6 protein-coding genes are annotated in these 15,888 nt (G+C 73.9%); 3 read left to right on the forward strand and 3 right to left on the reverse strand.

Annotation, left to right across the window (positions count from 1 at the left end; all coding sequences use genetic code 11):
* Positions 1-80: 80 nt before the first annotated feature.
* Together AC3A5R_RS03505 and AC3A5R_RS03510 are read left to right on the forward strand one after the other, a co-directional pair.
* Positions 81-6,803, forward strand: a complete 6,723-nt coding sequence (locus tag AC3A5R_RS03505) for a hypothetical protein (protein WP_487619376.1) — start codon at positions 81-83, stop codon at positions 6,801-6,803.
* Positions 6,803-10,687 carry a hypothetical protein gene (locus AC3A5R_RS03510; protein WP_487619377.1) on the forward strand — a complete coding sequence of 1,295 codons (3,885 nt, stop codon included), beginning with the start codon at positions 6,803-6,805 and terminating at the stop codon, positions 10,685-10,687. The genes AC3A5R_RS03505 and AC3A5R_RS03510 overlap by 1 nt, the downstream gene beginning before the upstream one ends.
* Before the next feature lie 130 nt (positions 10,688-10,817).
* Here AC3A5R_RS03510 and katG read toward each other — a convergent pair whose 3' ends face one another.
* Complete coding sequence (gene katG, locus AC3A5R_RS03515; protein ID WP_487620115.1) at positions 10,818-13,004, reverse strand: catalase/peroxidase HPI; 2,187 nt, start codon at positions 13,002-13,004, stop codon at positions 10,818-10,820.
* Positions 13,005-13,133: 129 nt separating this feature from the next.
* On the reverse strand, positions 13,134-13,559 hold the full coding sequence (locus AC3A5R_RS03520; RefSeq protein ID WP_487619378.1) for a Fur family transcriptional regulator: 426 nt from the start codon (positions 13,557-13,559) through the stop codon (positions 13,134-13,136).
* Positions 13,560-13,725: 166 nt separating this feature from the next.
* Here AC3A5R_RS03520 and AC3A5R_RS03525 point away from each other — a divergent pair, with 166 nt between their 5' ends.
* A complete protein-coding gene (locus AC3A5R_RS03525; RefSeq protein ID WP_487619379.1) occupies positions 13,726-15,045 on the forward strand; it encodes an FUSC family protein in 1,320 nt (439 codons plus the stop codon).
* Positions 15,046-15,089: 44 nt separating this feature from the next.
* On the opposite strand, the gene AC3A5R_RS03530 is transcribed toward AC3A5R_RS03525, so the two are convergent.
* On the reverse strand, positions 15,090-15,818 hold the full coding sequence (locus tag AC3A5R_RS03530; RefSeq protein ID WP_487619380.1) for an MGMT family protein: 729 nt from the start codon (positions 15,816-15,818) through the stop codon (positions 15,090-15,092).
* Positions 15,819-15,888: the final 70 nt, after the last annotated feature.

Raw genomic sequence — 15,888 nt, forward strand, 5'->3', positions numbered from 1 at the left:
GTGTGGCCCCGTGCGGCCGGGCGTACCGTCGAAGGCGTTTCATCGCCCTGTGTGCTCACCCGTTCGGGGACGTGACGCCGATGTCGATGTGGGACGACCTGCCGCAACCGGTCCAGAACTCCGGAGCGTTGGACGGGCTGCGCCCGTTGCTCCAGGACCTCAACACCTCGGGGCCGACGGAGGTGAGCGACGCCGACGGCACGTGGGACGTCTGGACCTTCGACCAGGACCTGACCCGCACCCTGGCCCTCGACCCGCGCACCGGCGGGTTCGGCGCGAGCCAGGGCTCCACCGGCACGCCGGTGGAGTTCACCGACCCGCACGTCGACGGCGACTTCTCGCTGCACAAGAGCGGCCCGGGCGGCACCCGCGACGGCGGGTGGCGGCTGCGGATCACCTCTCCCGGCTTCCTGTTCCACGTGCCGTTCCTGCGCGGCGCGATGCTCGACGGCCAGGGCCAGCTGCGTGCCGACCCGGCCAAGCCGCAGGTCGGGTTCGTCGTGCCGCGGGTGCGCTTCCGGGTGCAGCAGCTCCCGGGCGGCTCGGTCGGCGTCGACATCCTCTCGGCGACGACGTCCGGCACCCCGGTCGACCAGATCTACGAGTTCATCCGGATGGACCCGCCGTACGCCCTCGTCGGGCCGAGCGACTGCGTCGGGTTCGCGTTCCGCACCGCGGTGCTCGACCTGTCCGGCACGGCAGGCCCGGGCGTTCCGGCCGGAGCGCGCGCGATGCCGGGCGACTGGCAGGGTTTCTACCTGCCTGAGGCACGCCTCTTCGTCGCACCCAACGGCATGGAGGGCATCGCCGTCAGCGCGGGCGTGCGCAACCTCTGGATCGGCATCGGCGTGCACGAGGGCGTCACCGGCGTCTTCGAGGCCGAGGTCGTCAACCGCGGCACCAACCCGAACGTCCGCGTCCACTTCCGCACGGCCACCGGCGAGCTCGTCGACGACCCCGGCACCGGGACGGCGATGCTGCCCGAGCAGTCGACGCTGTTCGTCGACGCGGACGGCGGGCTCGCTCCCCTGTCGACGACGATCGTCGTGGGCGGCGTCACCGCCACCCCGGTCAACACCGACCGCACCGCCGTGACGACGCCGGCCACCGGCACCGTCGCGGTCACGGTGACCGTCACCGACGCCGGGGCGCACACGACGGTGCGCACCTTCAGCGTCGGGCGGCGCACCGATCCGGTGACCCCGGGCGCGGCGGGCATGCCGGTCACCGTCACCGACACCTCGCACGAGGCGACGCGGGTCGTCATCGTGTCGCAGACCGGCACGAGCGCCCGCGTCGCGCTCGCCAGCGGCGTGGCCGCCGACTGGTCGTGGACCGGCGGCAGCTCGGGCAGTCGGTCGGCCGCCACCGAGGCGGAGATCGACGTCGGCTCCGGCGCCACCGTCAGCGTCACCGCCACGACGACCAGCGCGGCACAGCAGCAGCTCGACGCCTACTTCCTCTTCGACCACCCGAGCCCGAGCGAGGGACACGACTACGCCGTCAACCCCGCCAACCTCAGCGTCTCCCCCGCGACCGACCGGACCCACCCCTCAGCAGGTCCGTCGTTCATGACCGACGCGACCGCGCGCCGGTCGGTCGTGGGGGCCGGAACCGCCCTGACCGTCGACGGGTTCGCGTCGTACGAGGGCCCGGAGCAGCAGCCCGGCCACAACCAGGCGCTGAGCGAGCGCCGGATCACCGCGATGCTCGACGCACTCGCGGCCGCGGGCTACACCAACGCCACGCGGGGCACCGCCCACGGGCACGGCCCGGCCCAGGCGAGCAGCGACCCCGCGGCGCCGCGCTGGTGGCACGCCACCGCGACCTCCGCCGCAGGACCCGCGCCGGTCACCGTGACCGCCGACCTGCACCGCGACCCGCCACCGCCGACCCACGACGACGACCCCGCCCCGCACCAGCCCGGCCGGCCCGACTGCTTCCACCTGCTCGGCGCCCGCGTCGAGCTGGTCCGCAGCACCTTCGTGCGCTGCGAGGTCTACGGCGAGTTCGACATCGAGACGGCCACCGAGCGACGGCTCGCCGCCCACGGCGCCGAGCCGCTGCGGGCCGGCGACCGGCCCAACCCGAACGACGGCATCTGCACGTTCCTCGTGCGGCTGCGCATCGCCGAGGACCAGGGCTCGTGGGACATCACCGGCGAGTTCCGCGCCAAGGAGGGCGACCTCGACGGACTGGCCGAGATGCGTGACTCGCAGGCGCACCCGGTCACGCTCAACATCCTCGGGGCCCTCAGCGTCCTCGCGCCGCTGACGTCGTCGGCCACCGAGCTGTCGCCCGCGGCCGGGGCCGTGGTCGCACTCGGGTCCGTGGCGCTCGGGGCGAGCGACCTGCTGCACACCAAGCGGCTGACGCTGCGCGGCGCAGAGGTCATCGTGTCGCAGGGCGTCCTCGGTGCCGACGGCATCACCACGGTCAGCGACCGCGGCACCGCGGTCAGTGTGCTCCTCGACGTCGAGGTGGCGTTCTGGTTCGACCTCACCCTCGTGCGGATCGACCCGAACATGCCGGTGACGACGCGGTACAAGGCGATCGGCGTGCGCTCGCAGTGGGGCACCGGCTCGGGTGGCTCGCTCGACTACGTCCCGCTGCCCGTCTTCGACCCGAGCAAGGGCTACTCCCTCGACATCCCCGCCGGGTCGATGCACGCGGTGCCGCCGCTCGACAGCGTGCTGCGGATCATGGGCGTGCGGGTCAGCCGCGACAACCCGACCTACCTCGAGGTCGAGGTGGGCCTCGGGCTCGACCTCGGCATCATCACCATCGAGACGATCCGGGTGCGGGCCCGCGTCGACGGCCCCCCGCTCGACCTGCAGATCACCAAGCTCGCCGCGTCGATCGACATCCCCAACGTCATCACCGGGCGGGGCGAGGTCTCGATCGAGCCGGGCGGCTTCTCCGGTGCACTGGACGTGCAGATCGTGCCGGTCAAGATCCGCGGCAGCCTGACCTTCACCTTCCGCCAGGCGGGCGGGGTCAGCGGCGTGCTGCTCGGGGCCGAGATCGAGTTCCCCGTGCCGCTCGTGCTCGGCAGCTCCGGCCTCGGCATCTACGGCTTCCTCGTCGGCGTCGGCATCAACCACAAGCGCATCGAGGGCACCGGCCAGGTGCCCGCCCTCGACTGGCTGCGCGACCAGCTGGGCCGACCGGGCGGCGTCATGAACGGCGCCGGCTGGGAGCTGCACCAGGGCGGGTTCGCCTTCGCCGCAGGCGTTCTCGTGGGCACGCTCGAGGGCGGCTACGTCATCCACCTCAAGGGCCTGGTCATCGTCGAGGTGCCCGGGCCACGCCTCCTGTTCGTCATGAAGGCCGACGTCATCAAGATGCCGCCGGCCCTCAAGGACGCCAACCAGAGCGCGACGTTCCTCGCCGTCCTCGACCTCGACTTCGGCCGCGGCACCATCACCATCGGCATCGTCGCCGAGTACCAGATCGAGATGATCCTCAAGGTGCGCGTGCCGGTCACCGCGTTCTTCGACACCAACGACGTCGAGTCGTGGCTCGTCGAGCTCGGCAACTACCAGGACCGCGTCACCGTCGAGGTGCTCGAGGTCATCACCGGCAGCGGCTACCTCATGATCCACGGCAACGGGATCACCCACGCCCAGCTGCCCGTCGACGGCCTGCCCGCGGCGCCGAACGGCCTCGCCATCGCGACGGGGTTCCACATCAGCGCCGTCCTCATGGGCAGCAAGTCGGTCGGTCTCTACCTCGAGGTCGCGGCCGGGTTCGACGCCATCGTCGGGTTCGACCCGTTCTTCATCGCCGGCAAGATCTACGCCCGCGGCGAGCTGCGCCTCTTCGTCATCAGCATCGGGGCCTCGGCCGAGCTGACCGTCATGGTGGGCAAGCGGACCGTGGGCGGCGTGGTCCGCGACGACCCGTACGTGCACGGCGAGGTGTGTGGCGAGATCGACCTGTTCTTCTTCTCGATCAAGGGCTGCGTCTCGCTGACCATCGGCGCCGAGCCGGAGGACAACCCGAAGGCCAAGCCCCTGGTCGCCGGGCTCGCCCTCGTGTCGCGCTCCCCCGCGCTCGTCGAGGGCACCGCCACCGAGCGGGCCGTCGACGCCAAGATCGGCGACGGCGTCGACGCCGACGCCACCACGCCTCCGCCGATGCCGGTGGTGCCGATCGACGCCGTTCCGGTGCTGACGTTCTCGACGCCGCCGCGCGTCGCCGCGAACTGCGTCATGGGCGGAAACCCCTTGGGGCAGAATGGCGCCGCCGCCAACCCGTGGAGCCGCATCGGCGACCGCTGGTGGCGCTACGACGTCTCCTCGGTGACGCTGACCGGTGGGGCGCTCATCCCCGCGCCGCCGACGGGCAAGACGCCGAGCGTCTGGTGGACCGGCGCCCCGGCGGGCACGGCGGTGCCGACGACGGCCCTGGCCCTGCTCGACTGGCTGCCGACGCCCTTCTCCCGCGCGATCCCCTACGGCGAACAGCTGACGACGAGCGTCACCGAGCGCTGGGGCACCGTGTGCCACCCGGCCGCACCCGCGGCGCCGGTGCTGTGGACCTTCGACGGCAAGCCGGCCGGGCCGAGCGTCCCGGGCTGGCGCCTCGCGGGTGTGGCGTGGCCCGACCCTCCGGGCACGACGCGCTCGGCGCCGGTCCAGGCGCTGATGCGGGTCACCGAGCCGTGGCGCACCGGCGACCCCGACGTCGACCTGCTCCAGGGCACCGACCCCGCCGTCGTGCTCGCCGACGCCGTGCCGTGCCGCGGCGGGAAGGTGCGCCGCTCCGACGCCCGCCTGCCCGTCTCCCTCACGGCCGGTACCGCGCTCACCGCCAGCGCGTCCGCGTCGGCGTGGACCACCGGTGACGCGGCGACCCTCGACCTCATCGACGCCGGCACGCCGCTGCCCGACGTCATGGCCGCCCGTGCGACGACCGCGTGGAGCCCCGATGCCGGCGAGGCGGGGGTGGGGTGCCGGGGCGCGATCCTGCGCAGCCCGCGTCGAGACTCCCTCGACCCGGCGCCACTCGGCACCGACGAGGACCGTGAAGAGGTCAAGGAGGCTTGGGCCAGAACGAAGTTCGTGCCGGAGGAGCTGCGCGACGCCGTCCGGTTCTCTCCCGACGGCGGTGTGCGCGGGGCGACGTTCCTGCTCCTCGTGCCCGAGCGGGCCGTGGGGGGCGGGCTCGTGCTGCGCGCCGAGGCGGCCGACCGCTCGGTACTGCTCGACCGCCCTGTCAGCGGGGGCGACCTCGTGGGCGCGGGCCACCCGCTGCCGGCGCCGTGGCTCGACGCGTCGGGACCCTGGGTCGACCCGGTGCTGCGGGCCGGGCTCTACGCCGCGCGCCTTCGTGCCACCTCCGGCTCCGGCCTCATGTTCGTGCTCGTCGACCTCGAGAAGCTGCCCGACGAGACGGCGAGCGTCGTCGTCGGCTGGCGCCCCGAGGTGGCGGCCAAGCTCGACGAGCCCTTCTACGTCGTCGCCGCCACCGGGCTGGTCGGCTCCGAGGCGTGGCGCGAGGACTGGGACAGCTCGACGTCCTCGGCGGACCAGGACGCCCTGCAGACCGCCCTGACCCAGGACCCCGACGACCGCGCCCTCCTCGAGCCGGGCCAGACGTGGACCGTGGCCGTCACGTGGACCGCCGCGTGGATCAAGCAGGACGACCAGCCCGCACCGACCGACGCGGGCACCGTGCAGCCCGCCGTGACCCAGTCGTTCCGGTTCCGCACCGACGCCGCGTCGGCCTACCCGAGGGTCCTCTCGCCGTGGCTCGTCGCGACCGCGCCCGGTATGGACGACGTCGGGGTGTTCTGCCGCGAGCCGGTGCGGATCGCCTTCGCGACGCAGAAGGTCGCCGCCCTCTACGACGCGCACGGCCGCACCCTCAAGGCCGTCGTGCGGTCGGCGTCGGGCGCCCACCCGCCGGCCCCCGGCTCGACCGACCCCGGCTCGCCCTACGACATCACCCTCGACCCGGAGGCCCTGCTGACACCGGCGACCGGGCTGCAGGTGCTGACGCCGTGGGAGGACGCCGTCCGCGACGTCGTGACCGCCGGCGGCGACGGGACCCGCTGCATCGACGCGAGCGGCGAGCGGACCCTGCAGGAGGTGCTGACGCTCCCCTACGACTTCGAGCCGCTCACCGACTACCTCGTCGACGTGCACGCCGTCGCCTCGGGCGAGGGCACCACGACCGACAACCGCATCCACCGCATCGGGTTCACGACGTCGCGCTTCCTCGGTCTCGACGACCTCGTCGCCTACGTCGCGCCGGCCACCGTCCGGGGGCGGCTCGTGCCGACCGGCGCCGCGCTGTCGACGCTGCCGCTGCGACCGAGCGGCGACGACGTCGACACGGCCTACCAGGCGGCAGGGCTCTCGGTGCCGGAGGTGCCCTCGTTCCCGGCCGTCGAGGTGCTGTGGTCGGGCGACGCCGTGCCGCAGCCCGTGGCGCTCGTCGTCGAGTGCAGCGAGCCGTTGTGGCGTTCACGCGTCATGCCTGAGGTGGTCACCGGCCCGATCGACGCGAGCGACCCGACCCACAAGTGGTGGAAGGGCGTTCGCGACGACTGGCTCTCGCTCCAGGGGAGCACGTCGCCCGTGGCTGGTGGGGACCTGCCACGGGCGACCGTGACCCGGATCGTCCGTTGCCCGGGCGACACGCGGGCCATCGCCCTGCTCGCGCCCGGCTCGCGCGGGCAGGAGGTGCGCCTCGACCTCGTCGTCGCCGCCGACCCGCTCGCGGGCGCGGCCGAGCAACGTCGGACCTGTGTGCGGATGGGCCTGCTGCGGGCCCCGTGGGAGGTGGAGGACTGATGGCACTCCTCGCGAGCAGCCGGCTCTTCCGTGCCGAGGCGATGCGCCTCGACTGGGGGCGCGTCGTCGAGGCGCAGGTGGAGCAGGTGCACCGGTCGCAGTCGCCCCTCGCCGAGAAGCTCATGCCGTCGGGTCGCCAGCTCGAGGAGGCGAAGCGACGCTCCCGCGACCTGCACGTGTGGTGGGCGTGCAGCCCGCGCCTCGGGGTGCCGCGCGCCCCGTTCACCGTGTGGGCGCGCGTCCCGAAGGACCCACTGGCCAAGGTCGCCACGGTCACCGTCGCCGGCGGTTCCGGCGAGGCGCCGATCACCGCGTGGCACGTCGAGGCCGCCGTCGTCGAGCTGTCGGTGACCCCGTTCGACGCGGCCCGGCCCGTGCGCGTCACATTGCACCGGCTCACCGGCAGCCTCGCCGACGTCGTGGCCGCGGCCGTCGTGCCGGCCGGCAGCGGCCCCACGAAGGTCGGGCTGCGCTGCTCCGGCGCGACGTTCGCCCGCGTCGACAACGCGTCGGTCACCGGCGTCCGCATCCGCAGCCTCGTCGACGTCGTCAACGACCCGGGCTGGCAACGACTCGAGGTGGTCGGGGTCCCGGCCGAGCAGCCCTGGCCCGCAACGGACTACGACACCACCGATCAGGGGCTCGTGAGCGACCTCAAGCCGCCGCGCGACGCGGCCGTGGACCGTCTCGTGCGCGGGGCGCCGCCGCTCGGGTGGTCGCCGATGACCCAGTCCGGGCGTGCCGCCCCACCCTGGGTCTCCGCGGACCCCGACAGCCTCGTCAAGGAGGTGCAGGTCGAGCTGCTGCCCGAGCTCGAGCCGCTCTACCGGGCGAGCGTGCAGGAGTGGACGCAGCGCACCCTCGAGGAGACGCGTGCGGTGGCCGGGCCGAGCAACGGGCCGCGCACATCGAGCCTCGACACGTCGGCGGTCATCCGGCCGCTGTCCCTGCTGACGCTGCCGGCGCAGACCGACCCGCTGCTCAACCTCGCGACCGGCTTCGGCACGACGTACACGGTCGACACGAAGCTGCCCTTCGACGGCTGGCCCGACATCGCCGAGCGGCTCGACTTCATGGTGACGGCCGACTACTCGCGCACGCCTCCGCCCAGACGCCGCAAGGGCACCTTCGCGGCGTACGCCCCGGTCGTCGGGCCGCACACGGCGACGGCGCCGCCCACGGGCCTCACCGCCGGGCGGGCCGGTCTCGTCGGGCCGCAGCACCCGGACGACCCGTGGCGCGAGAGCGTGCGCGTCTCCTGGGACGCCCTGCCGACGACCGTCAGCTTCGGACGCGTGTCGGCCGGCGTGCTCGCCCGCTGGGACGCGTCGTCGCTGACGAGCGAGTGCCTCGCGCCGCCCCGCGACTCCGGTGGTGTGCGGCCGCTGACCCTGAGCCCGGACGGGCCCGAGGGCGATCCGGGGCACGACCGCATCGCCTTCGTCGACGGCGCCGCCGACATCCCCATCGGCAGCGGGGGCCGCGACGTCGGCTACGCGGCGACGCTCGTCGACATCCACGGGCTGTGGTCGGCGTGGCGCGACGTGCCCTACGCCGGTGACGAGCCCGGCCCGCAGGCACCCCGGGTCATCTCGCTGGCCCTCGACAGCACCTTCACCGGCAACGCCGCCGCCTGCCCGTCGAGCGTGCGGCTCGAGACCGCCGTCGACTGGAGCGAGCGCACCCCGGCCCAGGTGGTCGGCGTGGCCCTCTTCTACCCGATGGCGAGCGCCTCGTCGCCCCCGCCGGCGGGCCTCGACCCCGACCTCGCGACGCCCGCCGGGTGCTTCCGGCGCGACTTCGCCCTGGCCTTCCCGACCGACACCCCGCTGCCGTCGGGGTGCAGCGTCGTGTGCCTGTCGGCCGACGGCACCGAGGAGGTGCTCGCCGGTCCCGGCCAGGGCGACGGCGGTCGGCGCTACGCCCTCGAGGTGCCGATCCCCTCGCTCGACTGGACGCCGACGCAGCGGTGGGGCGTGCAGGTGTGGCTGCGCAGCCACCTGACCGTCGGGGCCTCCCCGACGCCGTGGGTGCCCGGCGCCCCGAACCCGGCCCGTGCCGTGGCCGCGAGCCCGGTGCCCGTGACCCCGCTCCCGCCGCCCGCGCCGCCCGGCGTGCCGCTCGGCAGCACCCTCGACGCGCAGGGCTGCTCGCACGTACGCGTGCGGTGGTCGCTGCCCGCCGGCGCGTCGGTGCGCTCCTCGATCGTGTGGGAGGTGTCGGAGACCGCGCTGGTCAGGGCGGCCGGCGGGCTCTACACGCCGCCGCCGGTCCCGGTGGGCTCGGCCGGGTCGCCGTCCCCCGGGCTGCGCCTCGCGGCCCTCTGGGACGCCTACGACCGGATGGGGGACACCGCGCGTCGGGCGGCCTTCCGGCGGCTCGCAGAGGTCGACGCGTCGGTGACGGCGCACGACGTGCAGCTGCCGAAGGGCTCCACCGACATCCACCTCTTCACCGTGACGACCCAGACGATGACCGGCATCGAGCCGCCGTGGCCGGGCACCGGCACGGCCGACGCGCACCTGCACCTGCAGGCCGCGATCGCCCCGCGCCTGCGCCGCCCGGCACCGCCGCTCGTGCGCGCGACGCCGAACGACGACGGCACCGTGACGCTCGCGCTCTTCTCGGCCAGCCGCATCCCGGTCGACCGGTTCCTCGTCTTCACCACCCGTTCCGAGGCCGCGGCCCGCGACCGCGAGTCCATGGGGCCACCCGTGGCCGTGGTCACCGCGACGGTCGGGGGCCCAGACCCGGTCACGGGTTCGCCCGTGTACCAGGGCAGCTGGACCGGAAGCCTCGGCGTCACGGCCTGGGACCCGTGGCTCGTGCGCGCGGTTGCCAGGCCCGTCGACACCCTGCCCGTCGAGGGCGTCCGCGGCCAGATCTCCGACGCCTCCGACGTCGTCTCGGTGCTCGTGCCACCCGCCGGACCGCCCGACCTCGACGTGCCCACGGCAGAGATCTGGGGCTCGGACCACCGCGGCGTCGTGGTCCGGTCGTCCACGAGCGCCCCCGCCCGGGCCACCGCGAGCGGGCCGCACCGCCTCGGCGCGACCACCGGCCCCGGTGCCACCGACGTCGCCGTGCCCGTGCCGCTCGAGTCGCTCGAGGAGACCGCCCTGACGACGCCGCCCGCCGCGGCCTCGACGTCGACGGTGCTCGAGCGCGGCGCGCGTGCCTCGGGGCGGTCACCGCTGGCCGTGTGGTTCACCCGGCCCGTGGCCACCGACCCCGTCGACGTGACGCTGCGGCTCATCGACCCGTTCGGGCGCACGACGGAACGGACCGTCACGGTCCCGGCGTGGGTGCCGCCGCCACCGTTCACGGTGACGATCACGGGGCTCGTCGCCCGGCCGACGGGCGTGCTCGCCGGGGTCGAGACCGACGCGCCGACCGCTGCCGCCGAGGGTGTCGTCCTGCACGTGCGGGCGCTCAAGCGCCGGTTCGGGCCGATCGTCTGGCCCGTCCTCGGGCCGGTGTCGCCGCTGCCCGACCGGCCACTGCCACCGGTTGGCCCCGGGGGTCCCGTGGGTCCCGGGGGTCCCGTCGTCGGGCCGCTGCCGCCGGTGGGCCCGCTGCGCCCGCCGGTCGTCCGTCCACCTGTCGGCCCGTTGACGCCGGCGGGCCCGCTGGGACCCGGCCGGCCGCCGATCGGGCCGCTGTTCCCGCTCGTCGTCGTCGCGAGCGCCGACTTCGTGCTCGCCGACATCCCGGTCGGCCTGCCGCTGTTCCCGGCCGACGGGCAGGTGCACGCCGTCCGGGTCAAGGGGCTGGCCGGGGCGCGTCGCTACGCCGTGTGGTTCCCGGCGGTCGCGCCGCTCACCGTCGAGGTGGTCGTCGAGTCGCCGGACGGCCGCACGGCACGCGCATCGAGCAGCGTCTGAGCAGCGTCTGAGCAGCGTCCGAGCAGCGTCCGAGCCGTCTGCACACGCCGGAGGGCCCGGCACCGAAGTGGTGCCGGGCCCTCCCACCCGTCGTGCTGCAGCGTGACGCTCGTGACGCGTCAGGCGGGCGTCACTTCACGTCGAAGCGGTCCGCCTCCATGACCTGCGACCACGCGGCGACGAAGTCGCGGACGAACTTCTCCTTCGCGTCGTCGCTCGCGTAGACCTCGGCGAGGGCGCGCAGCTCGGAGTTGCTGCCGAAGACGAGGTCGACGCGGCTACCGGTCCACGTCTGCTCACCGGCGGCGTTCGTCGCGGTGAACTGGTCGGCCGCCTCGGAGGTCGGCGTCCACGTCGTGCCGAGCTCGAGCAGGTTGACGAAGAAGTCGTTGCTCAGCGTGCCGGGGCGGTCGGTGAGGACGCCGACGGTCGAGCCGCCGCTGTTCGCGCCGAGGACGCGCAGGCCACCGACGAGGACCGTCATCTGCGGGGCCGAGAGGCCGAGCAGGTTGGCCTTGTCGAGCAGCAGGTACTCGGCCGGCACACGGCCGGTCTTGCCGAGGTAGTTGCGGAAGCCGTCGTACCTCGGCTCGAGGTAGCCGAACGACTCCACGTCGGTCTGCTCCTGCGAGGCGTCGACGCGGCCCGGGCGGAACGGCACCTCGACGGTGACGCCACCCGCGGCGGCCGCCTGCTCGACCGCGACGTTGCCGCCGAGGACGATGAGGTCGGCCAGTGAGACCTTGCGCTCGGACGAGCCGTTGAAGTCGGCCTGGACGCCCTCGAGGGCGCGCAGGACCGTGGCGAGCTCGGCCGGGTCGTTGGCGTCCCAGCCGGCCTGCGGCTCGAGGCGCACCCGGGCGCCGTTGGCGCCGCCGCGCTTGTCGCTGCTGCGGAAGGTCGACGCCGAGGCCCAGGCGGCCTTGACGAGCTGGGTCGTGGTAAGACCGGCGTCCGCGATCTTCGCCTTGAGCGCGGCGACGTCCTCGGCGGTGACCGGCTCGCCCTCGGCCTTGGGCAGCGGGTCCTGCCAGAGCAGCTCCTCCTGCGGGACCTCCGGGCCGAGGTAGCGCTCGATCGGGCCCATGTCGCGGTGGGTCAGCTTGAACCAGGCGCGGGCGAACGCGTCGGCGAACTCGGCGGGGTTCTCGTGGAAGCGGCGCGAGATCTTCTCGTAGACCGGGTCGACGCGCAGCGACAGGTCGGTCGTCAGCATCGTCGGCAGTCGCTTGGCGCCGCCCTCTTCGGGGGCCGGGATGATCGCCTCGGCGTCCTTGGCGACCCACTGGGAGGCGCCGGCGGGGCTCTTGGACAGCTCCCACTCGTGGCCGAAGAGCATGTCGAAGAAGCCCTGGCCCCACTGCGTCGGCGTCGGCGTCCACGTGACCTCGATGCCGGAGGTGATGGCGTCCTTGCCCTTGCCGGTGCCGTAGGCGTTCTTCCAGCCGAGGCCCTGCTCCTCGAGCGGGGCGCCCTCGGGCTCGGGGCCGACGTTCTCGAGCGGGTCGGCCGCGCCGTGCGTCTTGCCGAAGGTGTGGCCACCGGCGATGAGGGCGACGGTCTCCTCGTCGTTCATCGCCATGCGGGCGAACGTCTCGCGGATGTCGCGGGCGGCGCTCAGCGGGTCGGGGTTGCCGTTGGGGCCCTCGGGGTTGACGTAGATGAGACCCATCTGGACGGCGGCGAGCGGGTTCTCGAGGTCGCGCTCGCCGGTGTAGCGCGCGTCGCCGAGCCACTCGGTCTCGGGGCCCCAGTAGACGTCCTCGTCGGGCTCCCACACGTCGGGGCGGCCGCCGGCGAAGCCGAACGTCCGGAAGCCCATCGACTCGAGGGCGACGTTGCCGGTGAGGACCATGAGGTCGGCCCAGGACAGGCTCTGCCCGTACTTCTTCTTGACCGGCCACAGCAGGCGGCGGGCCTTGTCGAGGTTGCCGTTGTCGGGCCAGGAGTTCAGGGGGGCGAAGCGCTGCTGGCCGGCGCCCGCGCCGCCGCGGCCGTCCTGGACGCGGTAGGTGCCGGCGCTGTGCCAGGCCATCCGGATCATGAACGGGCCGTAGTGGCCGAAGTCGGCGGGCCACCAGTCCTGCGAGTCGGTGAGGACCGCGGCGATGTCGGCCTTGACGGCGGCGAGGTCGAGACGGTTGAAGGCCTCGGCGTAGTCGAAGTCCTCGCCGAGCGGGTTGGCGACGGCGGGGTTCTTGGCGAGGATCTTGAGGTTGAGCTGGTTGGGCCACCACTGGCGGTTGGTGCCGCCCGCGGCCGGGACCGGCTCCTTGCCCTGGCCGAACGGGCAGGACTGCGCCTGCGGCTCGTTCATCTCGCCGACTTCGGCGTTCTGGGGAACGGTCTGCTCTTCGGGCTTCACGTCAGACACTGGTGGTCCTTCACTTTCGGTTGCGGGCACTTTCGGGTGGTCAGGTGGCTACGGGGTGACCGGCTGGGGGCGTCACGAGGCGGCGGCGACGCAGTCGGGGCAGGTGCCCCAGTACGTCACCTCCGCCTGCTCGATGACGAAGCCGTGGTCCTCCGACGCCGTGAGGCACGGGGTGTGGCCGACGGCGCAGTCGACGTCGGCGATGACGCCGCACGAGCGGCAGACGACGTGGTGGTGGTTGTCACCGACGCGCACCTCGTAGCGCGCGACCGAGCCGGCGGGCTGGATGCGCCGGAGCAGGCCGGCGTCGGTGAGAGCGCGCAGGACGTCGTACACGGCCTGGTGGGAGACGTCGCCGGAGACCTCGCGGACGCGTCGGATCACCGAGTCGGTGTCGGCGTGGGGGTGGTCGCGCAGGACCTCGAGCACGGCGACGCGCTGTCGGGTGACGCGCAGGCTCGACCCGCGCAGCAGCTCCTCGACGTCGGTGCCGGACATGATCCGAGTCTTTCGGTTCTTCTTGAACAAATCAAGTCTTGACAGGCGGTCCCGCCGAACGTGGCACGACCGGGCGCAGGGGCGGCATCTCGTACGATGCGCGTGGGGCAGACGGCAGGACGCTCCGCCCAGCCGCGGCACCACATCGCACCTCCGGGGGCAGCCCATGTCACCAGACACCAGCAGCGCGGACTCCCTGCGAAGCCGTCTGGCCGCCCGCGTCTGGCCGAGCCACCCCGCGACGTGGCGCGAGGTGCCGGCCCGGTTGCGACCCACGCTCGGGACGGTGTTCCGTCTCACGGCGGCAGCGGCGGTCGCCTACGTGCTCGCGCAGGCGATCACCCCCGGCACCCCCGACCTCACCGGCCCGCTCACGGCACTCCTCGTCGTGCAGGCCTCGGCCTTCTCGACCATCAGGATGGGCGCGGTCCGGGTCGGCGCCGTGCTGTCCGGCATCCTCGTGGCCACCCTCCTGTCGACGTGGAGCGGCCTGACCTGGTGGAGCCTCGCTGCGGCGATCGCCACGTCCCTGCTTCTGGCCAAGGTGCTGCGCCTCGGCGAGCAGGCGCTCGAGACGCCGATCAGCGCCATGCTGATCCTCGGGGTCAGCAACCACGACGTCGCCGCCGAGACCCGGATCGTCAACACCCTCATCGGCGCCGCGGTCGGGGTGGCCTTCAACCTCGTCTACCCGCCGGCCATGCCCATCGGCCCGGCCAGGCAGGCGCTGCTGCGCGTGGTCGAGGCGGGGGCCTCCGCCCTGGACCACGCGGCAGAGGCCCTCGAGAAGGGTCCGGTGAGCCGCGCCCAGGTCGAGGCGTGGGTCGACCGGGTCCGCTCGGCCAACCGCGAGGTGGCCCGTGCCACGGAGACGATCGGCCACCTGAGGGAGAGCCGGCGCCTCAACCCGCGGGCCCTGGGCACCGTCGACGTCGAGCCCGTCCTCGCCTCGGCCCTCGACACCTTCGAGCAGTGCCTCCTGGCCATCCGCGCCCTGTTCACCCTCCTGCTCGCGGAGCTGCCCCCACGGGATGCCCCCGAGGACCCGTACGGTGACGAGCTGCGCGGGGCGTTCGCGGTGGTGCTGCACGACTGCGCCGACTGTCTCCGCGCGTTCGGAGGCTTTGTCATCGCCGAGTCGGAAGGGCACGAGACGGACACCGAGAAGGCCCTCGCCGAGAGTCTCGACATCCTGCGCGAGACGCAGGCCATCCTCGCCGAGCTCATCCTGGTACGTGCCAGGGAGGACACGTCGTCCTGGCTGCTGCGCGGCTCGATCCTCGCCGCCGTCGGGCAGGTGCTGGCACGGCTCGACCTCGAGGACCGGGCCAGGATGCACGAGCAGTGGAAGGAGGAGCAGGAGCGCCGCCCGCTGGCGCAGCTGCCCCGGATCGTGCACGACGCCCTCCCCCACCCGGACCGCCCGTATCCCCGGGGCATCCGACCGGGTCGCGCCCGTCGGCGCGAACACCCCGGCGGACGCTGACCAGGCGCCAGGAGGAGGGAGCCGGGGCCCCGCCCGCGCGGGCCTCAGTCGGCGACGAGCTCGACCTCGAATCCCTCGCCACTCTCGAGATAGGCCGCGTAGTGCTCCGGCCCGCCGGCGTACGGGTGCCGGTCGGCGAACATCAGCGACCACCCGCCCTCGGCGCACGCGTCGACGACAGCGTCGACCTCCGCTCGCGAACCGCCATGGAAGGCAAGGTGGTTCAGCCCGGCGCGTCTGCGCTCGTGCCGGCCCTTCTCGACGTCGGGGCCGCTCTCGACGACGACGTAGAGCGAACCCAGCTCCCACGCCTGCCCGTGGCCCCAGTCGTCACCGAGGTGGTAGCCGAGCCGGCCGAGCAGCCAGCCCCACTCGCGCCCGGCCGCCGCGATGTCCTCGACCCAGATCTCGACGTGGTGCAGCCCGCCGCGCGCCCCGGCGCCGCCCCCACCCGGCGCGGACGCTCCCGCGAAGTCCCAGCGGGCCGCACCCATGTCGGCCCGCCCACCCTCGACGAGCCCGCGCACCATCGGCGTGCCCTCGGCGCGCCAGTGCTCGAGCGCCTCGTCCTCGAGTCCCTGGGGCGGGCGCCCGTCGGAGCGGATGACCCGCCACCACGGCACGTCGGAGCCGTAGCGGCTCATCACCGAGCCGACCGTGCGCGGCCCCAGGCCGCCGAGCCGCTTGGCGACGTCGCCGTAGGCGAGCACGCGACCGGACGGGATCGACGCGACGAGCGAGAGCACGCGGTCGGCGTGGTCCTCCAGAGCCACCGGGGTCCTTTCGGGGGAGGGACGTTCAGGGCACAGCGCGCCCGACGCGTCGGCCGGGCGGACGAGCGGG

Source organism: Intrasporangium sp. Soil_C_50 (assembly GCF_057656595.1).